Here is a 25884-nt window from a genome sequence, read left to right on the forward strand (position 1 = left end):
GCCATGCAGGATGAGTTATACATGGCGCGAGCGCTGAAGCTGGCGCAGCGCGGGCGGTTTACCACCCATCCCAACCCTAACGTCGGCTGCGTGATCGTCAATAACGGCGAGATTGTCGGTGAAGGTTATCACCATCGTGCGGGCGAACCGCATGCGGAAGTGCATGCCTTGCGCATGGCGGGCGAAAAGGCCAAAGGGGCCACTGCGTACGTCACGCTTGAGCCCTGTAGTCATCATGGCCGCACGCCGCCGTGCTGCGACGCGCTGATCGCCGCGGGCGTTTCTCGCGTGGTGGCGGCGATGCAGGACCCGAATCCACAAGTGGCGGGACGCGGATTATACCGTTTGCAGCAGGCGGGCATTGACGTCAGCCACGGGCTGATGATGAGTGAAGTCGAAGCGTTAAATAAAGGTTTTCTCAAACGGATGCGCACCGGGTTTCCGTATGTGCAACTGAAACTCGGCGCTTCGCTGGACGGCCGTACAGCGATGGCCAGCGGCGAAAGCCAGTGGATTACCTCTCCCGAGGCGCGACGTGATGTTCAGCGTCTACGCGCGCAAAGCCATGCCATTTTAACCAGCAGCGCGACGGTGCTGGCGGACGATCCGCAGCTCACCGTGCGCTGGTCAGAACTCGGCGAGGCGACACAAGCTCTTTATCCGCAGGATGCCGTGCGTCAGCCGGTGCGAATTGTGATAGACAGTCAGAACCGCGTAGCGCCGGAGCAGCGCCTGGTACAGCAGCCAGGAGAAACCTGGATTGCGCGCACCAAAGAAGACGCACGCGTCTGGCCCGACTCGGTTCGCACGATTTTGGTGCCGGAGCATAACGGGCATCTGGATCTGGTGGTGCTGATGATGTTGCTCGGCAAACAGCAAATTAACAGTCTGTGGGTGGAGGCCGGGCCGACGCTCGCCGGTGCGCTCTTGCAGGCCGGAGTGGTTGACGAGCTTATCGTCTATCTTGCGCCTAAACTGTTAGGCAGTGACGCCAGGGGATTATGTGTGTTGCCAGGGCTTGAGAAACTGGCTGACGCCCCCCATTTCAAATTCAATGAGATACGCCAGGTGGGCCCGGACGTTTGCCTGCATTTAACCCCTGCGTGAGGCTTTCGAATTATCGAATTATTGGAAGCAGCGCACAGAATATTATGATAAAATCCGCCCCCCTTACGGGGCCATATCGAACCCGAAGGAAGAATATGAACATTATTGAAGCTAACGTTGCTACTCCGGACGCTCGCGTCGCCATCACCATTGCGCGTTTCAACAACTTTATCAATGACAGCCTGCTGGAAGGTGCGATTGACGCCCTGAAACGTATTGGTCAGGTCAAAGATGAAAACATTACCGTCGTTTGGGTTCCAGGTGCCTACGAACTGCCGCTGGCAGCAGGCGCGCTGGCGAAAACCGGTAAATATGACGCGGTGATTGCACTGGGTACGGTTATTCGTGGCGGCACAGCTCACTTCGAATATGTCGCTGGCGGTGCAAGCAACGGCCTGGCGCATGTCGCTCAGGACAGCGAAATTCCGGTCGCCTTTGGCGTCCTGACCACCGAAAGCATTGAACAAGCTATCGAACGTGCTGGCACCAAAGCTGGCAACAAGGGCGCGGAAGCTGCACTGACCGCGCTTGAAATGATTAATGTATTGAAAGCCATCAAGGCCTGATTTTTGTAAGGGGAAATCCGTGAAACCTGCTGCTCGTCGCCGCGCTCGTGAGTGTGCCGTTCAGGCGCTCTACTCCTGGCAGTTGTCCCAGAACGACATCGCTGATGTTGAATACCAGTTCCTGGCAGAACAGGACGTGAAAGATGTTGACGTCATGTACTTCCGTGAACTGCTGTCCGGGGTGGCGACTAACAGCGCGTACCTGGATGGCCTGATGAAGCCTTACCTGTCTCGTCTGCTGGAAGAGCTGGGTCAGGTGGAAAAAGCCGTACTGCGTATTGCGCTGTTCGAGCTGTCTAAACGCAGTGATGTGCCATATAAAGTGGCCATCAACGAAGCGATTGAACTGGCAAAAACGTTCGGCGCGGAAGACAGCCACAAGTTCGTCAATGGCGTTCTGGATAAAGCAGCGCCTGCGATTCGCCCCAACAAAAAGTAATCTCCAGGCCGTCAGTGAAGTGGAAGCGATTCCTCTCCCCTGGCGGCTTTTTCTTTTTTTCTGCTGAGGCATAACGTATGGCATGCGGCGAATTTTCCCTGATTGCCCGTTATTTTGACCGTGTCAGAAGCTCTCGTCTTGACGTCGAAACCGGTATTGGCGACGACTGTGCACTTCTGAACATCCCTGATAAACAGACGCTGGCAATCAGCACCGATACGCTGGTGGCGGGCAACCACTTCCTGACCGACATTGATCCAGCCGATCTGGCGTACAAAGCGCTGGCGGTGAATTTAAGCGATCTGGCGGCAATGGGGGCCGATCCGGCGTGGCTGACGCTGGCGATCACCCTGCCAGAGGTGGACGAACGCTGGCTGGAAACTTTCAGCGACAGTCTGTTTGATCTCCTGAATTACTACGATATGCAACTGATTGGCGGCGACACCACGCGGGGGCCGCTGTCGATGACATTGGGTATCCACGGCTTTGTTCCTGCCGGGCGCGCACTGAAACGCTCTGGGGCGAAACCGGGTGACTGGATTTACGTGACCGGCACGCCGGGTGATAGCGCCGCAGGTCTGGCGATTTTGCAGAACCGTTTGCAGGTTGCCGATGAGGGTGACCGCGAATATCTGCTCAAACGTCACCTGCGTCCGACGCCGCGTATTTTGCAGGGCCAGGCGCTGCGCGATCTGGCCAGTTCAGCGATTGATCTCTCTGACGGACTGATTTCCGATCTTGGGCATATTGTTAAAGCCAGCGCCTGTGGCGCGCGCGTCGATCTCGATGCGCTGCCGTGGTCAGGCGCGATGACGCGTCACGTCGAGCCCGAACAGGCGCTGCGCTGGGCGTTGTCCGGTGGTGAAGACTATGAGTTATGCTTTACGGTACCGGAACTGAACCGCGGCGCGCTGGAGGTGGCTATGGGACAGCTTGGCGTTGCCTTTACCTGCATTGGGCAGATGAGCGCGGATGTGGAAGGGATTCATTTCATGCGTGACGGAACGTCTGTCACTTTTGACTGGAAAGGATATGACCATTTTGCCACGCCATAAAGATGTCGCCAAAAGCCGCCTGAATCTGCTTAACCCGTGGCATTTACTGGCGACCGGGTTTGGTAGCGGCCTCAGTCCGATTGTTCCAGGTACGATGGGATCGCTGGCGGCGATTCCCTTCTGGTATCTGATGACCTTTCTGCCGTGGCAGCTCTATTCGCTGGTGGTGATGCTGGGCATCTGTATCGGCGTCTATCTTTGCCATCAGACGGCAAAAGACATGGGCGTGCACGATCACGGCAGTATCGTCTGGGATGAATTCATCGGAATGTGGATCACGCTGATGGCGCTGCCGACCCTCGACTGGCGGTGGGTCGCCGCCGGGTTTGTGATTTTCCGTATTCTGGATATGTGGAAGCCGTGGCCGATCCGTTGGTTCGATCGCAATGTACATGGCGGGATGGGGATCATGGTGGACGATATTGTCGCCGGAGTGATTTCCGCGGGGATCCTCTATTTCATCGGACATCACTGGCCGATCGGGATTATTTGACGGGTGATGTCGGTGCCGGATGACGGCGTTAACGCCTTATCCGGCCAGGGATCGTGTGCCTGAGCCCGATAAGCGAATCGCCATCGGGCAATGTGAGGCTATTTAAATCCTGCGATCGGATGCGGTTTATACGGTGTTTCCAGCTCGGCGATGTGCTCGGGTTTCAGCGTGAGATCCACGGCGTTCAACAACTCATCAAGCTGTTCTTCCCGCGATGAGCCGATAATCGGCGCGGCAATCCCTGGTTTGCTTAACAGCCACGCCAGCGCCACCTGGGCACGCGTTGCGCCAAGCTCTTCGCTCACGCCGGCCAGCCGGGCGGCAATTTGCGCATCATTTTCATCGCTTTCGCTATACAGCTTTTTCCCCACTTCGTCAGAAACCAGGCGCGCCGTGGTTTCTCCCCACGGACGCGTCAGACGCCCGCGGGCCAGCGGGCTCCACGGGATCACCGCCACACCTTCCTGATAGCACAGCGGCAGCATTTCGCGTTCTTCCTCGCGGTAGATGAGGTTGTAGTGGTCCTGCATACTGACAAACTGCGCCCAGCCGTGCTGTCTTTGCAGCGCCAGCGCCTGGGCAAACTGCGACGCATGCATTGATGACGCGCCGATATAACGCGCTTTGCCGGCCTTGACCACATCGTTTAACGCTTCCAGCGTCTCTTCAATCGGCGTGTTGTAATCCCAGCGGTGAATTTGCAGGATATCGACGTAGTCCATCCCCAGCCGTCTCAGACTGTCATCAACAGAACGCAGGATTTGCGCGCGGGATAATCCTTCCGGCAGGTCATCCACCCGATTAAACACTTTGGTGGCGACCACCACCTCATCACGACGGGCGAAATCGCGCAGTGCGCGACCGACAATCTCTTCACTGCTGCCGGCTGAATAGTTGTTCGAGGTATCAAAAAAGTTGATGCCGCCCTCAAGGGCGCGCTGGATGATAGGGCGACTGCTCTCTTCGGGAAGCGTCCAGGCGTGGTTTCCACGATTCGGCTCGCCGAACGTCATGCAGCCCAGACAAAGGCGGGAAACCCGGAGGTCCGTTTTTCCTAAGATGTTGTATTGCATTATTTCGCTCCTGTTATGCTCGTTATTCAGTAAGCATAGCAGGAGCGAAGTGGCGATTATGCCAACCAGGCCTTGATTTTGGCCTCAATGCCTGCGGCATCCAGACCCAACCCGGCACGGGCTTCATCCTGAGTTCCTTGCGGAATGAAGAAGTCCGGCAGGCCAATATTCAGGACAGGAACCGGTTTGCGGTGCGCCATCAGCACTTCGTTCACGCCGCTACCGGCCCCGCCCATAATGGCGTTTTCTTCCAGCGTCACCAGCACCTCATGACACGCTGCCATTTCAAGGATCAGGGCTTCATCCAGCGGTTTCACAAAGCGCATGTCGACCAGTGTGGCGTTGAGGGATTCCGCGACTTTCGCCGCATCTGGCATCAGCGTACCGAAGTTGAGGATCGCCAGCTTTTCGCCGCGACGCTTCACCACGCCTTTTCCGATCGGTAGTTTTTCCAGCGGTGTCAGCTCAACGCCGACGGCATTTCCGCGTGGATAGCGCACCGCCGTTGGGCCATCGCTGTAGTGATAACCGGTAAACAGCATCTGGCGGCATTCGTTTTCATCGCTCGGGGTCATGATGACCATGTCCGGGATGCAGCGCAGATAGGAGAGATCGAACGCCCCCTGGTGCGTTTGTCCGTCAGCCCCGACAATCCCCGCTCGATCAATCGCAAACATGACCGGTAGCTTTTGGATCGCCACATCATGAATCACCTGATCGTATGCGCGTTGCAGGAACGTTGAGTAGATAGCGACAACCGGCTTGTAACCGCCAATCGCCAGTCCGGCAGCGAAGGTCACCGCGTGCTGCTCGGCAATCGCCACGTCAAAGTAGCGGTCCGGGAATTTACGCGAGAATTCGACCATGCCGGATCCTTCGCGCATGGCTGGGGTGATCGCCATCAGCTTACTGTCTTTGGCCGCCGTTTCGCACAACCAGTCGCCGAAGATTTTCGAATAGCTCGGCAGACCGCCGCTGCTTTTCGGCAGACAACCGCTGGACGGATCGAATTTCGGTACGGCGTGGAAAGTAATGGGGTCTTTTTCCGCCGGCTCATAACCCCGACCTTTCTTGGTCATGATATGCAGGAACTGCGGACCTTTCAGGTCGCGCATGTTTTTCAGCGTGGTGATAAGTCCCAGGACATCGTGACCGTCGACCGGGCCGATGTAGTTAAAGCCCAGTTCTTCAAACAGCGTGCCGGGCACGACCATGCCTTTAATATGTTCTTCGGTGCGTTTGAGCAGTTCTTTAATCGGCGGTACGCCAGAGAATACTTTTTTTCCGCCCTCGCGCAGGGAAGAGTAAAGTTTACCGGAGAGCAACTGCGCGAGGTGATTGTTCAGCGCGCCGACGTTCTCAGATATCGACATTTCGTTATCGTTGAGGATGACCAGCATATCGGGTTTGATATCGCCCGCATGGTTCATCGCCTCGAATGCCATCCCGGCGGTAATCGCCCCGTCGCCAATCACGCAGACGGTACGGCGATCTTTACCCTCTTTTTCCGCAGCAACCGCCACGCCGATGCCTGCGCTGATCGAGGTGGAGGAGTGACCCACGCTCAGGACGTCGTATTCACTTTCACCGCGCCACGGGAACGGGTGCAGGCCGCCTTTCTGGCGGATAGTGCCAATTTTATCGCGACGACCGGTCAAAATCTTGTGCGGATAAGCCTGATGACCCACGTCCCAGATGAGCTGGTCAAACGGGGTGTTATAGACATAGTGTAGCGCCACAGTCAGCTCGACCGTGCCCAGCCCGGAGGCGAAGTGTCCGCTGGAACGACTGACGCTGTCGAGTAAATAGCGGCGCAGTTCGTCGCAGAGTTTCGGCAGACTCTCTTTTGGTAGCAGTCGTAACTCCTGGGTGGAGTCGACCAGTGCCAGGGTAGGGTATTTGGCGATATCAAAACTCATCAGAGGCCTTTAAGTAAGACAGAGTGTTTATTTATTACGCTGGATTATGTAGTCCGCTAGCGCTTCCAGTGCCGAGGTATCGAGTGACTGTGCGGCCAGTTGGTTTAGCGACTGGCGAGCCTCTGCGATTAAATCCCGGGCTTTATTCCGGGCTTGCTCAAGGCCCAGAAGTGCAGGATAGGTACTTTTGCCAAGCTGCTGATCGGCGCCCTGACGTTTACCCAACGTTGCAGTATCGCCCACCACATCCAGAATGTCATCCTGAACCTGGAATGCCAGACCGATACTTTCTGCGTATTTGTCGAGTATTGGCAGTGCATTTCTGCCTTTTTCTCCGGCACTTAACGCCCCCAGGCGAACCGCGGCGCGAATCAACGCGCCCGTCTTATGACGATGGATTTTCTCCAGCGCCTCCAGCGGCACCTGTTTACCTTCGGCGTCGAGATCCAGCGCCTGACCACCGCACATTCCGGCGATGCCACTGGCGCTCGCCAGCTCGGAAATCATTGCGATTCGATCGCGGTCAGCAACTTCCGGCATCGGGGCGTCGCTGATAATCGAGAATGCCAGCGTTTGCAGGGCATCACCCGCCAGAATCGCATTGGCCTCGCCAAACTTGACGTGACAGGTCGGCAGGCCGCGACGCAGATCGTCATCGTCCATTGCAGGCAGATCGTCATGGATCAGCGAGTAAGCATGAATGCACTCAACGGCGGCTGCCGGGGCATCCAGCGTGTTCAGGCTGATACCAAACATCTGACCGGTGGCATACACCAGAAACGGACGCAGACGTTTACCGCCTAATAATGCGCCATACTGCATGGTTTCGACCACGGGAGTGTTCTGAAAGGGCAGTGGGGCAATAAAACGGCTCAGCGCCTGGTTGGCCTGCTCGACGCAGGCCTGAAGCTGCTGCGAAAAATCCATTTACTCGTTATCCGCTGTAAAAGGCGTAGGGGATGCGTCTTCATTGTCAGACAGCAGAATTTGCACACGCTGTTCAGCCTGTTGCAATTTCACCTGACCCTGACGTGCCAGCTGCACGCCACGTTCGAATTCGTTCAGCGCCTCTTCCAGCGGCAGATCGCCACTTTCCAGACGCGTTACAATTTGCTCCAGCTCGTTCAGCGACGTTTCAAAGCTGACCGGCGCCTCATTTTTCTTCGCCATAATAAATGTCGGACTCTCAGTATTTTCAGCCCTGATATGGTAACGGACTCAGAGCAATTATCAAATTTACCCACCCAACTTCAGGCTGCATGTACGTTGGCCGCATTCGCTCACTCCAGCCGCTTACGTGTTTAGCGCCAGGGGATATTCCCCTTTGCCGCCCGCCTGCAACTTGAATTATTGAGGGTATAACGCGCAATGTGCACAGGAATCGCGTGATAGTGGTATACTTCCGCGCCTGGATGCAGCCGCTTAACGGGGTTGCTGTACTATTTCTCCACGACAAGCCGTAACTGGCTTGCTAAAGAACCATTGCCGCCATGAAGTTTATCATTAAATTGTTCCCGGAAATCACCATCAAAAGCCAATCTGTGCGTTTGCGCTTTATAAAAATGCTGACCGGGAACATTCGTAACGTTTTAAAGCACTATGATGAGACCCTCGCCGTGGTCCGTCACTGGGATAACATCGAAGTTCGCGCGAAAGATGAAAACCAGCGTCTGGCGATCCGCGACGCGCTGACCCGTATCCCGGGGATTCACCACATTCTCGAAGTTGAAGACGTGCCGTTTACCGATATGCACGATATTTTCGAGAAGGCGCTGGTGCAGTACCGCGATCAACTGGAAGGCAAAACCTTCTGCGTGCGCGTTAAACGTCGCGGTAAACACGAGTTTAGCTCTATTGACGTGGAACGTTACGTAGGCGGCGGTTTAAATCAGCATATTGAATCGGCGCGCGTGAAGCTGACCAATCCAGACGTTACTGTGCATCTGGAAGTGGAAGATGATCGTCTGTTGCTGATCAAAGGCCGTTACGAAGGGATCGGCGGTTTCCCGATCGGGACCCAGGAAGACGTACTGTCGCTGATCTCCGGCGGCTTCGACTCCGGCGTTTCCAGCTATATGCTGATGCGTCGTGGCTGCCGCGTTCACTACTGTTTCTTTAACCTCGGCGGCGCGGCCCATGAAATCGGCGTTCGTCAGGTGGCGCACTATCTGTGGAACCGCTTCGGCAGTTCGCATCGCGTGCGTTTTGTCGCCATCAACTTTGAACCGGTGGTCGGCGAGATCCTCGAGAAAGTGGATGACGGCCAGATGGGCGTGGTACTGAAACGTATGATGGTTCGTGCGGCGTCGAAAGTGGCGGAGCGCTATGGCGTGCAGGCGCTGGTCACCGGCGAAGCGCTGGGACAGGTCTCCAGCCAGACGCTGACCAACCTGCGTCTGATCGATAACGTCTCCGATACGCTGATTCTGCGTCCGCTGATCTCTTACGATAAAGAGCACATCATCAATCTGGCGCGCCAGATTGGGACTGAAGATTTTGCCCGCACCATGCCGGAATACTGCGGCGTGATTTCAAAAAGCCCAACGGTGAAAGCCATCAAGGCGAAGATTGAAGCGGAAGAACAGAACTTTGACTTCAGCATCCTCGACAAAGTGGTCGAAGAAGCCAGTAATATCGATATTCGCGACATCGCGCAGCAGACCCAGCAGGACGTGGTGGAAGTTGAAACCGTCAGCGGTTTTGGCCCGAACGACGTGATTCTGGATATCCGCTCCATCGACGAGCAGGACGATAAGCCGCTGAAGGTAGAAGGTGTCGATGTGGTTTCACTGCCGTTCTACAAGCTGAGCACTCAATTCGGCGATCTCGACCAGAATAAAACCTGGCTGTTGTGGTGCGAGCGCGGCGTGATGAGTCGTCTGCAGGCGCTGTATCTGCGCGAACAGGGCTTTGAGAATGTGAAGGTGTATCGCCCGTAATCGCGATTTTCCCCGGCCATCCGCGCCGGGGGAATCTTACTCCTGCAGATGAAGCGCTTCGACGCTTCTCACTAACTGCCCGGCAATCTGCGGCATGTCGTCTGCACTGAAGAACCCCATCGTCACGGCAATCGCCACCAGCTCTCCCTTTTCATTCCGTAGCGGACAGGCAATCGACTGTGCGCCAGGGATCCCCTGTGTCGGATGGTGACGCACCGCGTAGCCCCGAGAGCGTATCTGCTCGATCAGTTGTGCCTGCGCCTGGTTTTGCGGCTGATAAGTGGAATAACTCATGAATACCTGACCCGCTGAACTGGCGTGAAGCGGAACGGGCGTGTTGGGTAGAAAATCGATATCTACATTACGGAAGCTGCGATTGTAGTGCTTCAGCACTAATCCGCCGTCCGTCTCAACCACCACGCCGGTAGAGTGGTTAAAGGTATCGCGAAACGCGATCAGCGCCGTATTGAGTTCACTCACCGGATCGCGTGCTGCTGTTGGATTCCCCGCCATCTGAAGAAGGGTTGACCCCAGGCAGTAAAGTCCTTTTTCGTTTTGCCCCAGCATACCGGTTCGACAGAGTGAGACCAGATACTTGTGTAAACGACTTTTCGACAGATTGCATCCCGTGGCGATATCGATGGCCCGTGTCTGGCCGTTTTGACTGGCAACAAACGCCAGAATATTGACGGCGATATCAACCGAATTGACCCCTTGCGATGTTTCAGCCATATGCGTTCTCTTTTTTGATTCTTCGCGAGTATACCATCACGGCTGAAATCAGTACTGCCTTCGCAATTTAAAAAGCGTACTACGCCTAAATGGTTAGATGTTGACCTGGGTCAGGTTAATCACTGGTGAACATGGGTTAACTAATAATGAACTATTTTAGAGGCAAGAACATGGACGCATTGAGCAATATCCGCTTAAAAAGAAGAACCCTGTTAAAAGGGTTCGGTGTGGTGGGGTTATCTTCATTAGCACCGACGTTTCTGACGCTACGTCAGGCTAACGGTGCGCCTTTACCCCGATTTCGTCTTAAGCAATCGGACTACCAGACGTTCCGCTCGACCTGTGCGATGGAATGTTTGCACTGCAACCTGACGGCGTACGTCTGGAAAGACCGGTTAATGAAAATTGAAGCGACGAAAGGCTTCAATGTGAAGTGCTGTTTACGGGGAATTAGCCGTACCAAATGGGTCTATCACCCATTACGGCTGACGCAGCCATTGTTGCGGACGGGAGAAAAAGGCGAGGGGAAATTTAAACCGATCACCTGGGACGCCGCGCTGGATCTCATTGAAAAGAACATCCGGGAGACCATTGCCACTGAGGGCAATAAAGGGTTACTGCTCACTGCCGCTTCCGGGAACATGGACTCCATCAAGAACGATATGGCCAAAGCCTTTTTCGATTATCTTGGTGGCAGTACCAAAACCGCGGGGTCGCTCTGTTGCGCGGCGGTCACTGCGGCGATGATGCCGATGGTTGGCCTGCGCTATGCCGATACCCGCGATACCATTGCAGACAGCCGCTACATTTTGTGTTGGGGGAATAACCCGGCGGTCACCATGCATGCCTATTTTAAAAACTACTCACAGGCGCAGAGAAACGGCGCACGGTTGGTGGTGATCGATCCGCGATTTAACGAAACGGCGGCCAAAGCCGACGAATGGGTGCCGATCGTGCCGGGTACGGATATCGCCCTGGCATTAGGGATGATTAACATCATCATGCAGGAGAAACGCTATGACGCGGATTTCCTGCGCGCGCATACCGGTGCGGTTTATCTGGTGGATCCGCAGCAGCAACTGATGCGTGCCGACCCAAATGACGCGGACAGCTATCTGGTGTTTGATACCCAGAGTCAGACCCTGAAACGCCATGATGCGCCCGGCGTAATACCCGCATTGCTCAGCGAGGAATTACCTGCCAACAGTGAATTCACCACCGTGCTGGATAACGTCTGGGCGCAGGCAAAACCCTGGACAGCACAGAGAGTGGAGGAGGAGACTGACGTGCCCGCGCAGACGGTGCTCCGTCTGGCACGAGATTACGCTGCAACGCAACCGGCGATGATTGTTCAGAACATGTCGGGGGCACAGAGAACCGAGTTTGGGACTTACGTCGCTGCCAGCCAGTTCTATCTGGCGTTGATCACCGGCAATATCGGCAAAGCCGGGGCGGGGGTCTGCGATGCGGGTGGCGTCAGACAGATGGCAAAATTCTCGCCCATCGTTCCTCCGGCGCCAAATGCGGCCAAAATTCCCGCCATTCCTATTCCTAAAATTGGTGACTGGGTCGTTAATGAAAAACCGCATGCGATTAAGTTCTGGTGGAATATGACGCTGGGTGCGATGACCCAGTTACCCAACACCAACCAGGTCAGAGAGGCCTTTAAAAAGGTACCGTTTGTGGTGGTAGCCGACAATCTGATGAGTTCGTCTGCGCTGTACGCCGATCTGGTGCTCCCCGTCACGACCATTTTTGAGGATGTCAGCCTTATGGCGGGCGTGCGCAGTCACTATGTGCAACTGATGGAGAAGGCCGTGGAGCCGCCGGGAGAAGCCAAACCCGATTACTGGATTTTTGCCCGGCTGGCCGAACGCTTTGGTTTTGGCGAGGTTTTTAACCAGCCTATTGAGCACTATATCGACACCTGCCTGAAAGGCTCGGGCATTACCCGCGACATGCTGAAAAAGGGGCCGGTATGTCCCGTCGAAGATGACTGGATCCCGTTTAAAGACGGCCAGTTCCTCACCTCGACCGGCAAAGCGCATCTGTACATTGAGGAGTGGGCGAAGAAAGATTTCCTGCCGGTGGTGACCTGGAAGCAGGTGAAAGAATCGGTTAAAGGATCGCCTGAACTGGCTCAAACCTACCCGCTAATGGCGGTGCAGCGCAAACTGGCGCGCAGCGTGCACTCCAGCCACGGGATGAATGAGTGGATCCTGGAGGTTCAGCGTAACCGCCCGAATGTGATGATCCATCCGGAAGATGCCCGTCAGCGAAAGATTCAGCCCGGAGAGTGGGTCGTGGTGTTCAATCACCGCGGTCAGCATCGGGCGATTGCTGACGTGACCACCCATATCAAACGCGGAGTGGTGAGTCTGGATAACGGCTGGTGGGAGCAGCAGGGCGGAAGCAGTAGCCATGTGACTAACGATCAGGTGGAAGTGTTGGGCAATGGACACTGTTGCAACAGTACGCTAGTCGATGTGAGAAGGGAGGCTTAATTGCATGAAACAGTATGGATTTCTTATTGATATGCAAAATTGCTACGGTTGTAAAACCTGTAGCATGGCCTGCAAATCAGAAAACATGACGCCGATGGGCGTTCTCTGGCGTCGGGTTCGTGAACGCCATACGGATGAACCCAATACACAAGCCTTCATCAGTATGTCGTGCAACCACTGCGATGACCCGCAATGCATGAAAGTCTGCCCGGCGGGGACGTACAGCAAACGCGCCGACGGCATTGTCGTGCAGGATCACGATCGCTGCATTGGCTGCCGGATGTGCATCATGGCCTGTCCGTGGAGTGCGCCGGTGTACGATCCCGCAGAAGGGAAAACCAGTAAGTGCAATCTGTGTGCTGAACGTCTCGATGAAGGATTGCAGCCGCGCTGCGTAGAATCCTGTCCGGCAGGCGTATTACGTTTTGGCGAGATCGCTGAGCTGCGTAAGGAGCATACGACGCCATGGGCGGTGCTGGAAAAACGCTACAACCTGCCCGATCACACGATTAGCCAGCCTAATATTGTCATTATTCCGCCGCGGGATTAAGGAGAACAACATGGAACAGTATGAATTGCCGTTGGTCTTCTTCACCGTCTTTGCTCAGTGGGGGACTGGCGGGGTACTGGCGCTGACGCTATGCCAGGCTTTCAGCACACAGAAATTCAGCGCAATGCAGTGTCGTACGCTGGCGCTTCGGTTCTGGATCATTACCGTGCTGGGGTCCTGTGCGTCGCTGGCGCATCTGGGAGCGCCTGAAGGTGCTTACCGATCTCTGACTGGACTGGGGAGCTCCTGGCTCAGCCGGGAAGTGGCCGCGTTTATTGTGCTCAATGGCGTGATGTTTTGCTGGCTACTGCTGTGCTGGTTCAGGCCTGCGCCGCGCGGAGTGACGCTGCTGGGCGGTGTGACGGCACTGGTGGGATTGGGCACTATTCTGGTGACGTCGCAGGTCTATTACCAGATGCCGTTACACCCGCTCTGGCACAACGCTGCGACGCCTGCCGCTTTCCTGGGAACGGCGTTGCTGACGGGGTTTATGAGTGTCGCCATTGCCAGAGCGTACTGGCACCTTTCACCTTCTACGGTCTGTAATGCGGGGATTGTGACTGGCATTGTACTGAGTACAGGCGCACTGGGCCTTCGTTATCAGGTTCCGGGTGCCGATGCATCCAGCCCTCTGCTCTGGTGGCAGCTGTTCGCCAGCGTGTGCGTCGCGGTGTGGGGAATATCACGTCTGAACAGCGGGATGCGCAGTTGGCTATGGGTGGCACTCATCATCACGGGAGAACTGGCCGGTAGAATGCTGTTTTACAGCAATGTCATGAGTTCCGCGCCCTGGTTTTGAATGATTGGTCTCCAGGCCGGATGGCGACGCTAAAGCGTCTTATCCGGCCTGGAGACTGACATGTGTGGCGTCATCTTACTCGTAGTAATTATAAATGCCTGCCGCCATCACCAGTTGTGACGCCACTTCGTGGGCTTTCTCACGCCCAACCAGCAGGTCGATAATCTTTAAGCCAAAATCGATAGAGGTGCCCGGCGCCTGGCTGGTCAGTAATTTCACCCGCGGATCCCACACCACGCGTTTATCCTGCCATTGTTCTGCGGGTATTTTATCTTTCAGCGCCGGGAAGCCCGTCATATTGCCGATGGGAAAAATGTCATGCGGAACGAGTACGGTAGCGGCTGCCGCGCAAATGGCGGCGACAATCCGTCCGGAACGGTGAAACTGCTTGACGGTTTCGACCAGCAACGTGCTGTCGCGAAAACACTCGGCGCCCTTAATGCCGCCCGGCAGGACGATGATGTCGTAGTCGCCATCGGCCACGGCAACCAGCGGCGCATCCGCCAGCAGTTTTACGCCGCGTGAACAGACAATGGTCAGACTGCCGTCGCTGGCGACGCTCGCGGTGGTGACGTTGATTCCACCACGAACCAGCAGGTCGATAGTGGTAACCGCTTCGGTTTCTTCACTACCAGGGGCGAGGCATACCAGTGCCGATGCGCTCATACTCACTCTCCTTACGTTTTACTAACTCAAACAGGCGGCTGTTTTCCGGCACCGCAATCCCGTGTGCACGGGCGCGTTTCAACAGATAGCCGGTAATGTAGTCTATCTCGGTATGACGCATGGCCCGGATATCCTGCAGCATAGACGAGATATTTTCTGCTGTACTGTCAATAACTTGCTCGACATAATAGCGTAAATCGTCCACCGAGGTATGATGACCTTCGCGCTCAATGACCGCCGCGACTTCCTGGCAAATTAGATTGACCTCTTCAGGATGGTTGCGCAGTTCGCCATTCGGGCAGTTCCACAGCGCGGTCAGGGGATTGATCACACAGTTCACCGCCAGCTTGCGCCACATCTCAGCACGAATATTATTATGCCAGGCGACGTCAGGCAGCACGCATTGCAGCAAATCGGCGAGATAGCTGAAATCGCCATCCTGCTCGCGCGCCGGACCGATACGCGTGGTGCCGTTCGCGACGTGGATAATGACGTTGCCATCGCGACGTGCAGCGTGGGTGGTCGTTCCCATCAGCAAGGGTTGGTGGATAGCGTGCAATTCTTCAATCGTTCCCATGCCGTTATGGATCAACAGAATGGGCGTCATTTCCGACAGCGTTGACGCCAGCGCTTTGACCGCGTCGGAGACCTGCCACGCTTTGAGCGTCACCAATAGCAAATCGCTGGTGGCTAAAAACTCCGGATCGTTTGCCGTCAGGGATTCGTTAAATATCGACCCGTCCGTCTCAATCACATTCACGCTGCAATAGGGCTGCGGAACGCGCAGCCAACCTTGTACTTCATGTCCCTGTTTGCACAGCGCCGAAAGCCATAACTGTCCTAAGGCTCCGCATCCCAGTACGGTAATTTTCATTCTTCCTCCTCACCCGCAACAGCACCAGGTGTTTGCTAACATAGTATAGCGCTGTCTGTTGAGTCACTTTGCAGGTATTATGCTTCGCATCAAAAATGAAGGGAGAGGAAAAGATGCCATCTTTCGATATTGTGTCTGAAGTTGATCTTCAGGAAGCTCGTAACGGCGTAGATAACGCCATTCGGGAAGTTGAGTCACGTTTTGATTTTCGCGGCGTTGAAGCGACCATTGAGCTCAATGATGCCAATAAAACCATCAAGGTGCTGAGCGAATCCGATTTCCAGGTCAACCAGTTGCTGGATATTCTGCGTGCCAAGTTGCTTAAGCGCGGCATTGAAGGGGCATCGCTTGATGTACCGGAAGAGTTCGTACACAGCGGGAAAACCTGGTTTGTCGAAGCGAAGCTGAAGCAGGGCATCGAGAGCGCCGTGCAGAAGAAGATCGTTAAGCTGATTAAAGACAGCAAGCTGAAGGTGCAGGCGCAGATTCAGGGCGAAGAGATTCGCGTGACCGGGAAATCCCGCGATGACCTCCAGTCCGTGATGGCGCTGGTGCGCGGCGGCGATTTGGGACAGCCGTTCCAGTTTAAAAACTTCCGCGATTAATCTTTAACGGTCCGGCTTTCCGGACCGTTTTCTTTTTTACGCCTGGCTGATGGCCTGTTCAACCTCAAAGCGGTTGGTCACTTTGCTGTCGATCTTCACATAGGCGGAATGTTCCTGCTGTGCAATCAACACTTCACTGACGCCTTCTGTTGCCAGTAAACGCTGCTTCAGCACGTCATCGGCTGCAATCTCCGGTGGAATGACCACCCGCAGGCTGCTGACATACGGCGGCTCTTTCATGGTGCTGGCGACGGCAAGCCAGACAACGGCTAAAAACGCTCCGGCAAGGAAAACCGTCTGACCGTCAAACATCCCATCGACCCAACCGCCCAGTGACCCGCCCAGCGCGACGCCGAGAAACTGGCTGGTGGAATACACGCCCATCGCCGTGCCTTTATAGCCCGCCGGAGACTCTTTGCTGATGAGCGAAGGGAGGAGGGCTTCCATCAGATTGAAGGCGAGGAAGAACAATTGCACACCGATAATCAGTTCCCAGAAATGGCTGCCCGCGCCCCAGAGAACAATCTCGGCAATCACAATCAGCGCGACGCAAAACAGGAACACCCGTTTCATCCGCCGCTTCACTTCGGCGTAGATAATAAACGGGACGACCGAGCCAAACGAAATCAGCATCGTCACCAGATACACTTTCCAGTGTTCCGCTGCGGGTAGACCGGCATCAGCCAACTGGCCGGGTAGGGCAACGAAGGTGGACATCAGCAGAATGTGCAGACACATGATGCCAAAGTTGAGTTTCAGCAGTTTCGGTTCCGCCAGCACTTTGCTGAAGCTGCCTTTCACCATTCCTGATTCGCGATTAAGCACGTGGTTGTCACTGTCTGGCACCACCCACAGCGTCAGGACGATCCCAAGCGTCGCCAGGACGGCGATCATCCAGAAGAGGGCGTTGAGACCCAGGGCGTGGGTGATGATTGGCCCAAGCACCATGGCGATCGCGAAGGTGATGCCAAAGCTTACGCCAATAAACGCCATCGCTTTCGTGCGGTTTTGCTCGCGGGTTAAATCTGACAGCAGCGCCATCACCGCGGCGGCAATCGCGCCCGAACCTTGTAACGCGCGGCCAAGAATAATGCCCCAGATGGAGTCTGACAGCGCGGCGATAATACTGCCGAGAATAAACACCGCTAACCCGCCGACAATCAGCGGCTTACGACCGATACGGTCGGAAAGCAGTCCGAAGGGGATCTGGAAGATAGCCTGTGCCAAGCCATAGATGCCGATGGCGAGTCCAATCAAGGCTTCACTGGCGCCCTGTAGCGCCATACCGTATGTGGTCAGAACCGGCAGGACCATAAACATGCCAAGCATGCGCAGCGAAAATACGGTCCCTAAACCCCAGGTGGCGCGCAACTCACCCGGTGTCATTTTATAATCGTTCATTCCCACCTCTGTCTCAATTTCGCGCCTAGTGTAAAGCGCTAAGCAGGCGGGGTAAACATGAGGTTATTGAGTAAATATTACCGGAAGAGAGATTTGTGACAGAAATAGAAAAGGGTGCCGAAGCACCCTTTTAATACCGTTATCTGGCTTACCAGACGTAGGTCAGCAGATTGTGTGAATCCGGCACCATAAAGTCGACGGACATCATCACGGAGAGCGCGGTAATGGCGATGATGGAGAAACCGAACAGCTTGCGCGCCCAGACTCTGTCATCTTCCACTTTGTAACCGCGCAGCGCCATGCCTAACCACCAGACGCTCACCGCTGCCGCCACCACCAGATATTTATATCCGGCATAGCCGCCCAGAGAGAGCATCAGCGTCGCGATGGCAAATGCGATGATGTACAGCGTAATGTGGTTCTTGGCGACGGAAATGCCTTTCACCACCGGCAGAACCGGGATGTTAGCCGCCTGATAATCCTTAAAGCGGAAAATCGCGATGGCATAAGAGTGCGGCATCTGCCACAGGCTGAAAATCGCCAGCAGAATCAGCGCGCCGCTGTCGAACTCACCGGTGACTGCGCAGTAGCCGATCACCGGCGGCGCCGCGCCGGAGAGAGAGCCGATCAGCGTCCCGTAGACCGAGTGGCGTTTCATATACAGGCTGTAAACGCCCACATAAACCACAAAGCCCATCACCCCCAGCCAGCAGGCCAGAGGGTTCGCGCCAAACCACAGCAGCATGAAGCCAGCAATACCCAGCAGGGTGGCGTACACCAGCGAGACTTTAGGAGAGATCAGGCCTCTTACCAGCACCCGATTCTTGGTCCTTTCCATCTTTCTGTCGATATCCCTGTCGATGTAGTTGTTAAATACACAACCCGACGCCACAACCAGTGACACTCCGACCAACGTGTAGATGAACAGGGGATAGTCGATGCTGCCCTTGGAGGCCAGCAGGAACCCCCCGATCACCGAGATCAGGTTGCCAAAGATGATGCCTGGTTTCGTTACTTGCAGGTATTGCTTAAACATCATAACCGCCGCTCTTAGTGCATCATCATATTGTAGTTGAGGTTCCACATGATCCAGATGGAACCGACAACCAGGATGGCGATGATCAGCACGGTAAAGACAAAAGCCGTCATGTTCCAGCCTTCATCAGATTTGGTGTTCATGTGCAGGAAGCACACCAGATGCACCAGAATCTGCACCACTGCCATTGCCAGGATAGTCCCCAGAATTACGGCCGGAGAGGCAGCACCTGTCATTACCATCCAGAACGGAATGACCGTCAGGATGACCGACAGGATAAATCCTGTCATGTAGGTTTTTACGCTGCCATGGGACGCGCCGCTGTTCACGTTAGAATGACTCATTACATCGCCCCCATCAGATAAACAACAGTGAACACACAGATCCACACCACGTCCAGGAAGTGCCAGAACAGGCTCAGGCACATGATGCGGGTGCGGTTGGTGCTGGTCAGGCCGCGACGGGCGATCTGTACCATCAGCACGGCCATCCAGATAAGACCGGACGTCACGTGCAGACCGTGGGTGCCGACCAGCGCGAAGAACGCAGAGAGGAAGCCGCTGCGATCCGGGCCCATACCGTTAACAATCAGATGATGGAATTCATAGATTTCCATCCCGATGAAGCCGGCACCAAACAAGAAGGTCAACGCCAGCCAGGAAACCACCTGGCTCTTGTTGTTCTTGTGCATGGCGATCGCCGCCATGCCATAGGTAATGGAGCTGAACAACAGCAAGAAAGTTTCAACCAGAACGAACGGCAGTTCGAAAATGTCCTTACCTGTCGGGCCACCTGCGGTGCCGTTCACCAGAACGGCATAGGTAGCAAACAGAATAGAGAACAGAATGCAGTCGCTCATCAGGTAGATCCAAAATCCGAAGATTTTGTTCTGGCCTGCATCGTGGTGCCCGTGTTCGTGCGCGTGGGCAGTCGCGTGCGCTAAAGTATCAGTTGCCATTTTTCAGCCCTGCCTTAGTAATCTCATCGAAATGCTGGTTTTCCAGTTTTTCGATTTCCGGGACCGGCACGTAGTAGTCCACATCTTCATCAAAGCTTTTCACAATCCAGCTGATGATCATGCCTGCGAAGCTTGCAATAGCCAGCCACCAGATATGCCAGATCATGGCGAAACCAAACAGCGTCGCGAAGGCGGTAATGACGATACCGGCACCGCTATTCTTCGGCATATGAATCTCTTCATAGTGCGCAGGCTGCTTGTACGCTTCACCTTTTTCTTTCATTTCCCAGAAGGCATCACGCTCATGAACGTGCGGCACAACGGCAAAGTTATAGAACGGAGGCGGAGAAGACGTTGCCCATTCCAGCGTACGGCCACCCCATGGGTCACCGGTCAGATCACGATTCTGTTCGCGGTCGCGAATAGAAACATACATCTGAATGAACTGGCACAGGATACCCACTGCAATCAGCGCGGCGCCACAGGCAGCAACAACCAGCATCGGATGGAACTGAGGGTCAATCTGCTGGCTGAGACGACGAGTCATCCCCATAAAGCCCAGCACATACAGCGGCATGAAAGCAACGAAGAAGCCGATGATCCAGAACCAGAATGCGCGTTTACCCCAGGTTTCGTTCAGCGTGAAGCCAAACGCTTTTGGCCACCAGTAGGTCATACCCGCGAAGCAACCAAATACGACGCCGCCGATAATAACGTTATGGAAGTGCGCAATCAGGAACAGACTGTTGTGCAGTACAAAGTCCGCGCCCGGGACCGCCAGCAGTACGCCGGTCATCCCGCCGACTGAGAAGGTCACGATAAAGCCAATCGTCCACAGCATTGCTGAGTGGAATACGATACGGCCCTGATACATGGTGAACAGCCAGTTGAAGATCTTCACCCCGGTCGGGATGGCGATAATCATGGTGGTAATACCGAAGAAGGCGTTAACGTTCGCACCGGCACCCATGGTAAAGAAGTGGTGCAGCCAGACGATGAACGACAATACGGTAATACACACGGTTGCCCACACCAGCGAGGTGTAACCAAACAGACGTTTACGTGAGAAGGTCGCGGCGATTTCCGAGAACACCCCGAATACCGGCAGAATCAGAATGTACACTTCCGGATGGCCCCAGGCCCAAATCAGGTTGATGTACATCATCATGTTGCCGCCCATATCGTTGGTAAAGAAATGGGTGCCCAGATAACGATCCAGGGTAAGCAACGCGACGGTAACCGTCAGAATCGGGAAGGAGGCGATAATCAGGATGTTTGCGCATAGCGATGCCCAGGTAAAGACCGGCATCTTGAACATGGTCATGCCTGGCGCGCGCATCTTAATGATAGTCACAAAGAAGTTGATACCGGTCAGGGTTGTACCAATACCGGACAACTGGACTGCCCATATCCAATAGTCGACCCCGACGCTTGGACTGTACTCAATTCCCGAGAGCGGCGGGTACGCCAGCCAACCGGTCTGCGCGAATTCACCCACACCCAGAGACAGGTTAACCAGGATAACGCCGACAACGGTGAACCAGAAGCTCAGGTTGTTCAGGAACGGGAACGCAACGTCACGCGCACCAATCTGCAGTGGAACCACCAGGTTCATCAGACCGATAACAAATGGCATTGCCACGAAGAAGATCATGATCACGCCGTGAGCCGTGAATATCTGATCGTAGTGGTGAGGCGGCAGGAAGCCCGCTTCACCTGCAGACGCCAGCGCTTGCTGACTACGCATCATGATGGCGTCAGCAAAGCCACGAACCAACATGACGATAGCGACGATGACATACATGATGCCAAGGCGTTTGTGGTCAACCGAAGTTAGCCACTCTTTCCACAGGTAGGTCCACTTACCAAAGTAAGTAATCAGGCCAAGTAAAGCCGCACCACCGATGATAATAGCAGCGATCGTAACCATGACGATGGGTTCATGGAACGGAACTGCATCCAGTGTCAATTTTCCGAACATCGTATTCTTCCTCAGCCCCTTGAGTTGGCGGCTTCCGCGTGGCTCATGTCCATGCCTTCCATTCCTTCGTGCGAGCTGTGCTCACCTTCCGGTTGGGTCATGTCCATGCTCTGACCGTGAGCCATAAATTTGTTAATCACGTCTTTAAACAAATCGGGTTTCACGTTGGAGAAGTATTCCACCTGGTTGTATTCGCTTGGCACAGCCACTTTCTCGAACGCAGCCATGTCGCTCATGGTGTTCGGTGACTGTTTCGCTTTAGCAACCCATTGGTCGAATGCGGCGCGGTCCTCTGTTGCGATAGCCTTGAACTTCATACCGGAGAAGCCAGGTCCGCTATAGCTTGCGGAGATACCGTCATAGGTACCGGCTTCATTGGCGATCAGATGCAGGCGAGTCTGCATACCGGCCATGGCATAAATCTGGCTGCCCAGACGTGGGATGAAGAAGGAGTTCATCACGGAGTTAGAGGTCACTTTGAAGTACACCGGAGTGTTCGCCGGGAAGGCGATTTCATTCACGGTAGCAATGCCCTGTTCCGGGTAGATGAAGAACCATTTCCAGTCCATGGAAACCACTTCGATGGTAATGGGCTTCTCGTCATGCGCCAGCGGCTTGCTTGGCTCAAGAGCGTGAGTGGTTTTCCAGGTCAGCACGGCAAGGAAAATGATGATTAAGATAGGAACCGTCCAGACCACCGCTTCCACTTTATTGGAGTGTGACCAGTTCGGGCTATACTTCGCATCTTTATTGCTTGCACGGTACTTCCAGGCAAAACCTACAGCCATCAAGATTGCAGGAATAACGACGATCAACATCAGGCCAAATGCCGTCAGTATCAGCGAACGTTGCTCCAGTCCAATCTGTCCTTTGGGATCTAACAGCGCAGAATTACAGCCACTGAGTAATGCAGTGCCTGCAATTAATGACAACCATCCCAAACTTTTATTGTATTTCCTGAGTCTCATTTAACGACCTCAATTCCACGGGACCGGGTGGCGTTTAAAGTGTGTGGGCATTTTACGGGAAGGTTACATTACTGTAAACATCATTGGATCTGTGTTACCGGGTTCTGCCGCACGTGTCACATATGTTGCAAGATATGTCGTTTCAGCATTAAGAACCTGTTGCAACATCACGTTATAACGAAAGGGGACTTCAGGGAGGCGACGCGAGGGTAATTGGTATAACCAATGTAAAAATAAAACAATTGGTTAACAAATGATTATCAATAAAGAGACAAATAAAATACAAAAAATAAATGTGTTTCGGCTGAATCGAGTAAGGAAAATAAAACCTATAAAAGGCGTCAATAATTTCCAGATTCTATTGCGCACAAAACAACAAATATTAATTTTTTCAGTTGTTGTTTATTTAGCCGATATAATTACGCAAGGTGATTACAACGGCTAAATAAAGGGGCGCTTACACCAGCCGCGTTTTGCGTAGCGCCAGATAGTCGAGCAAGCCGCCAAACACGATGCCGAAAATGGCGATAGTCACTGCGACTTCCAGCAGTCCGGCGAGGAAGGAGAAGTTAGTGAACGCCAGCGCGTTCAGCGACAGCAACAGCAGCCAGACGGCAAGCAACACGCATCCCGCCATCAAAATCCATAACGCCAGACGGTAGGCCGAACGGAATTCTGTTCGCGGCAGGAAACTTTCGCTCTGTCGCGTGTACTCCAGCGTTTGCCGACACACCAGCAGCAATATCAGGCCCGGAACGGCGGCCACGACGGAGAAAAGATAAAACGTCGACCAGCCATGCGCCTCGACAAACCAACCGGCAACCGGGCCAACATAGACGCGCCCCACGGCAGAAAGCGCTGACAGCAGGGCAAACTGGGTGGCGGAAAATGACTTATTACACAGCGTCATCAGTAGCGCGACGAACGCTGACGTCCCCATTCCCCCGCACAGGTTCTCGAAAAACACCGCCGCAGCCATGCTGAACATGTGCTTGTCGGTCACCGACAGGAGCCAGTATCCGGCGTTAGAGACGCCCTGCAGAATGCCGAAAATCAGTAAAGCGCGAAACAGCGTCAGCCGTTGCATCAACACCCCGCCGTACAGCGCGCCAATAATCGTGGCGATAAGCCCCAGCGTTTTATTGACGACGCCCACTTCTCCGGCGTCAAAGCCCACACCACGAATCAAAAAGGTGGTGGTCAGGCTCATGGCGAAGGCATCACCCAGCTTATAAAGGATGATGAGCAGCAAAATCAGCCAGGCGTTGTTACGTCCGAAGAAATCGCGTAGCGGGGCTGCGACTGCCTGCTCCAGCGTTTTTGGCACCGGAATGCTGTCGGTCGGTTCGGGGGCGAGCAGAGTGGAAATAATACAAGGGATCAGTAATGCTGCCATCAGCCAGTACATGCCTTGCCAGCCGAGCCAGCGGTCGGCCATCCACAGCGCCAGTCCACCGGACACCAGCATGCCGAGGCGATAGCCGAGCACGCTGATTGCCGCACCGGTTCCGCGCTCTTCTGCGGCTAAGACGTCCGTTTTCCAGGCGTCAAACACAATATCTTGCGACGCTGAACAAAAGGCGATCACTACCGCCAGCGCCGCCATCCATCGCAACTGGCTACCGGGCTCCAGAAAACCCATCGCAGCGATGGAGACCAGCAACAAACATTGCGTCGTCAGCAACCAGCCACGACGACGACCTAAAAAGGGCGGTGTGTAGCGGTCCATGACCGGAGACCAGAGAAATTTAAAGACGTAAGCCTGACCGACCAGCGAAAAGAAACCGATGGTTTTCAGGTCGATATTCTCGACGGTCATCCATGCCTGAAGCGTACCGGAGGTCAACGCGAGCGGCAGGCCGGAGGCAAAACCTAACATCAGCAAAATGGCTGATTTCGGTTGTTGAAAAATGCGTAAGTAGTGACTAGGCATGGGCATATAAAGCTGACCCGGCGCGGAGCCGGGTCAGGGGGCAGAAATTAACGAGCGTTCTGTTTGATGAAGTCGTGGACGCTGGTGTCCTGAGACATATCAGTAATCGTATCGGTCAGCACGCTGTTAACCGCGTTGGCGATATTCTTGTTGGTCGCCTGGAACGCGCCTTCAACGGAGTAGCTGGCGCGGTAGTTTTTGGTCATCTTGTTGCCGTTGGCCGCCGTCGCGATGATCGCGATATCGGCCTTGGTGGCGATGTTATAACGCACGTTGCCCTGAGACACATCCGCGTATAGCTGGTTAACAATGATCTGCAGGTTCACCGCACCGTTCGGGCCAACCATATAACCGCGCGAGGTCATCTGTTTTTCCAGTACTTCTTGTAACAGGAAGCGCAGATCGCGGGAGGCCGTCAGTGTCACCAACTGATTGTCGCGGGTCACTTTCGCCAGCGCCTGGTCCGGACGCTGATCGGCGCCGTTGATGCTAACGGTCACGCCCATCAGGCTAGGATCCTGTTGCGGGAGCGTGATTTTAGGCGAAACGTCAATCGTGGTTGGTGGTGTCGCACAGCCCGCCAGCATGAAAAGCGCGATTAACGGGAAGAGGATTTTTTTTAACATGTTCGTGCTCTCAGTAACTCTTAATCATATGGATAGAGAAAAATTCCCGCCATCATAACATCGCCAACGGCGAGGGGAAGTGGGTAACGCATGTAAATTCATCATGTTGTCGGAATAATGAAGTTATAGAGACCAAATTGGGCATTTATGCCATCCCCCAACGGGTTGAATCAGTAAACTTCATCGCGTTGATGGCGAAAATCAGACGAAGGCTAAATTTTTGTTGTAATGGCGCAATGGAACCGGTAAAAGCGGCTAATATTTAAAGGGATGGGTGACATCTCAGCGCCGTTTGAGGAGATATATCATGATGATACGTGAGCAAATAGAAGAAAAATTAAGGGCAGCGTTCCAACCCGTGTTCCTCGAGGTCGTGGATGAAAGCTATCGTCATAATGTCCCGGCTGGCTCAGAAAGCCACTTTAAGGTCGTTCTGGTTAGCGATCGCTTTACCGGCGAGCGTTTTTTGAATCGTCATCGGATGATCTACGGTACATTAACCGCAGAACTGTCTACGACGGTCCATGCGCTGGCTCTGCATACTTATACCATTAAAGAGTGGGAAGGGTTGCAGGATACGATCTTTGCGTCACCTCCCTGTCGTGGTGCGGGAAGCATCGCGTAAAAACGCATTTGCAACTGCTGGCGTTTTTCCAGTAT

At 54.5% G+C, this 25884-nt stretch carries 26 protein-coding genes; 11 read left to right on the forward strand and 15 right to left on the reverse strand.

The annotated features are described in order from the left end of the window. Window positions 1–3: 3 nt before the first annotated feature. The 5 genes from ribD (at window position 4) to pgpA (ending at window position 3660) form a co-directional block, all read left to right on the forward strand. On the forward strand, window positions 4–1107 hold the full coding sequence (gene ribD, locus C2U53_RS15665; RefSeq protein WP_044258978.1) for a bifunctional diaminohydroxyphosphoribosylaminopyrimidine deaminase/5-amino-6-(5-phosphoribosylamino)uracil reductase RibD: 1104 nt from the start codon (window positions 4–6) through the stop codon (window positions 1105–1107). Window positions 1108–1202: 95 nt separating this feature from the next. Continuing rightward, window positions 1203–1673, forward strand: a complete 471-nt coding sequence (ribE, locus tag C2U53_RS15670) for a 6,7-dimethyl-8-ribityllumazine synthase (protein WP_001021161.1) — start codon at window positions 1203–1205, stop codon at window positions 1671–1673. A gap of 19 nt (window positions 1674–1692) precedes the next feature. Further along, a complete protein-coding gene (gene nusB / locus C2U53_RS15675) occupies window positions 1693–2112 on the forward strand; it encodes a transcription antitermination factor NusB (protein WP_042285962.1) in 420 nt (139 codons plus the stop codon). A gap of 77 nt (window positions 2113–2189) precedes the next feature. Further along, a complete protein-coding gene (gene thiL / locus C2U53_RS15680) occupies window positions 2190–3167 on the forward strand; it encodes a thiamine-phosphate kinase (protein ID WP_043001598.1) in 978 nt (325 codons plus the stop codon). Then, the gene (gene pgpA, locus C2U53_RS15685) at window positions 3145–3660 is read left to right on the forward strand and encodes a phosphatidylglycerophosphatase A (RefSeq protein ID WP_043001597.1); all 516 of its coding nucleotides are present in this window, start codon (window positions 3145–3147) and stop codon (window positions 3658–3660) included. The genes thiL and pgpA overlap by 23 nt, the downstream gene beginning before the upstream one ends. A 98-nt stretch (window positions 3661–3758) precedes the next feature. Here the strand turns inward: pgpA and C2U53_RS15690 are convergent, their stop codons facing one another. From C2U53_RS15690 to xseB, 4 genes are read right to left on the reverse strand one after another with little or no spacing between them, the layout of a single operon-like run. After that, complete coding sequence (locus C2U53_RS15690; protein WP_104446094.1) at window positions 3759–4733, reverse strand: aldo/keto reductase; 975 nt, start codon at window positions 4731–4733, stop codon at window positions 3759–3761. A 56-nt stretch (window positions 4734–4789) separates the two neighbouring features. Continuing rightward, on the reverse strand, window positions 4790–6652 hold the full coding sequence (gene dxs / locus C2U53_RS15695) for a 1-deoxy-D-xylulose-5-phosphate synthase (protein ID WP_043001595.1): 1863 nt from the start codon (window positions 6650–6652) through the stop codon (window positions 4790–4792). 27 nt (window positions 6653–6679) lie between these two features. After that, complete coding sequence (ispA, locus tag C2U53_RS15700) at window positions 6680–7579, reverse strand: (2E,6E)-farnesyl diphosphate synthase (RefSeq protein ID WP_043001594.1); 900 nt, start codon at window positions 7577–7579, stop codon at window positions 6680–6682. Then, window positions 7580–7822, reverse strand: coding sequence for an exodeoxyribonuclease VII small subunit (xseB, locus tag C2U53_RS15705; protein WP_042324547.1), 243 nt, complete (start codon window positions 7820–7822; stop codon window positions 7580–7582). A gap of 320 nt (window positions 7823–8142) precedes the next feature. Between xseB and thiI the strand changes: the two genes are divergently transcribed. Beyond that, window positions 8143–9591, forward strand: a complete 1449-nt coding sequence (gene thiI / locus C2U53_RS15710; RefSeq protein WP_043001593.1) for a tRNA uracil 4-sulfurtransferase ThiI — start codon at window positions 8143–8145, stop codon at window positions 9589–9591. A 36-nt stretch (window positions 9592–9627) separates the two neighbouring features. Here thiI and C2U53_RS15715 read toward each other — a convergent pair whose 3' ends face one another. Further along, entirely contained in the window at window positions 9628–10323 is a 696-nt protein-coding gene (locus tag C2U53_RS15715) for an IclR family transcriptional regulator (RefSeq protein ID WP_044267669.1), read from the reverse strand. 170 nt (window positions 10324–10493) lie between these two features. Here C2U53_RS15715 and C2U53_RS15720 point away from each other — a divergent pair, with 170 nt between their 5' ends. The 3 genes from C2U53_RS15720 to C2U53_RS15730 are packed head-to-tail and all read left to right on the forward strand — an operon-like array spanning window position 10494 to window position 14176. Beyond that, a complete protein-coding gene (locus C2U53_RS15720; RefSeq protein WP_104446095.1) occupies window positions 10494–12827 on the forward strand; it encodes a molybdopterin-dependent oxidoreductase in 2334 nt (777 codons plus the stop codon). A gap of 4 nt (window positions 12828–12831) precedes the next feature. Next, window positions 12832–13377 carry a 4Fe-4S dicluster domain-containing protein gene (locus tag C2U53_RS15725; RefSeq protein ID WP_044327297.1) on the forward strand — a complete coding sequence of 182 codons (546 nt, stop codon included), beginning with the start codon at window positions 12832–12834 and terminating at the stop codon, window positions 13375–13377. Window positions 13378–13387: 10 nt separating this feature from the next. Then, window positions 13388–14176, forward strand: a complete 789-nt coding sequence (locus C2U53_RS15730) for a DmsC/YnfH family molybdoenzyme membrane anchor subunit (RefSeq protein WP_043001590.1) — start codon at window positions 13388–13390, stop codon at window positions 14174–14176. 75 nt (window positions 14177–14251) lie between these two features. On the opposite strand, the gene yajL is transcribed toward C2U53_RS15730, so the two are convergent. Both yajL and panE read right to left on the reverse strand, forming a co-directional pair. Then, a complete protein-coding gene (yajL, locus tag C2U53_RS15735) occupies window positions 14252–14842 on the reverse strand; it encodes a protein deglycase YajL (RefSeq protein WP_043001589.1) in 591 nt (196 codons plus the stop codon). Then, window positions 14805–15716 carry a 2-dehydropantoate 2-reductase gene (gene panE, locus C2U53_RS15740; protein WP_044258965.1) on the reverse strand — a complete coding sequence of 304 codons (912 nt, stop codon included), beginning with the start codon at window positions 15714–15716 and terminating at the stop codon, window positions 14805–14807. Before panE ends, yajL begins: the two co-directional genes overlap by 38 nt. Window positions 15717–15829: 113 nt before the next feature. Between panE and C2U53_RS15745 the strand changes: the two genes are divergently transcribed. Further along, the gene (locus C2U53_RS15745) at window positions 15830–16321 is read left to right on the forward strand and encodes a YajQ family cyclic di-GMP-binding protein (protein WP_043001587.1); all 492 of its coding nucleotides are present in this window, start codon (window positions 15830–15832) and stop codon (window positions 16319–16321) included. Between the two features lie 36 nt (window positions 16322–16357). Here C2U53_RS15745 and C2U53_RS15750 read toward each other — a convergent pair whose 3' ends face one another. From C2U53_RS15750 to C2U53_RS15790, 8 genes are all read right to left on the reverse strand, one after another. Beyond that, entirely contained in the window at window positions 16358–17722 is a 1365-nt protein-coding gene (locus tag C2U53_RS15750) for an MFS transporter (RefSeq protein ID WP_043001586.1), read from the reverse strand. A 148-nt stretch (window positions 17723–17870) separates the two neighbouring features. Continuing rightward, on the reverse strand, window positions 17871–18761 hold the full coding sequence (gene cyoE / locus C2U53_RS15755; protein WP_080343218.1) for a heme o synthase: 891 nt from the start codon (window positions 18759–18761) through the stop codon (window positions 17871–17873). Between the two features lie 11 nt (window positions 18762–18772). Beyond that, entirely contained in the window at window positions 18773–19102 is a 330-nt protein-coding gene (locus C2U53_RS15760) for a cytochrome o ubiquinol oxidase subunit IV (RefSeq protein ID WP_043001584.1), read from the reverse strand. Next, entirely contained in the window at window positions 19102–19716 is a 615-nt protein-coding gene (locus C2U53_RS15765) for a cytochrome o ubiquinol oxidase subunit III (protein WP_043001583.1), read from the reverse strand. The genes C2U53_RS15760 and C2U53_RS15765 overlap by 1 nt, the downstream gene beginning before the upstream one ends. After that, complete coding sequence (cyoB, locus tag C2U53_RS15770; protein ID WP_043001582.1) at window positions 19706–21697, reverse strand: cytochrome o ubiquinol oxidase subunit I; 1992 nt, start codon at window positions 21695–21697, stop codon at window positions 19706–19708. The genes C2U53_RS15765 and cyoB overlap by 11 nt, the downstream gene beginning before the upstream one ends. Window positions 21698–21708: 11 nt before the next feature. Then, window positions 21709–22665: a cytochrome o ubiquinol oxidase subunit II gene (gene cyoA, locus C2U53_RS15775; RefSeq protein ID WP_043001581.1), complete on the reverse strand. Its 957-nt coding sequence runs from the start codon at window positions 22663–22665 to the stop codon at window positions 21709–21711. Between the two features lie 457 nt (window positions 22666–23122). Beyond that, a complete protein-coding gene (gene ampG / locus C2U53_RS15785; RefSeq protein WP_043002002.1) occupies window positions 23123–24598 on the reverse strand; it encodes a muropeptide MFS transporter AmpG in 1476 nt (491 codons plus the stop codon). 47 nt (window positions 24599–24645) lie between these two features. Further along, a complete protein-coding gene (locus tag C2U53_RS15790) occupies window positions 24646–25224 on the reverse strand; it encodes a lipoprotein (protein ID WP_043001580.1) in 579 nt (192 codons plus the stop codon). A 307-nt stretch (window positions 25225–25531) separates the two neighbouring features. On the opposite strand from C2U53_RS15790, the gene bolA reads away from it, so the two are divergent. Next, entirely contained in the window at window positions 25532–25849 is a 318-nt protein-coding gene (gene bolA / locus C2U53_RS15795) for a transcriptional regulator BolA (protein WP_042324511.1), read from the forward strand. Window positions 25850–25884: the final 35 nt, after the last annotated feature.

It is taken from the genome of Citrobacter sp. CFNIH10 (assembly GCF_002934585.1).
GTDB lineage: Bacteria > Pseudomonadota > Gammaproteobacteria > Enterobacterales > Enterobacteriaceae > Citrobacter_A > Citrobacter_A amalonaticus.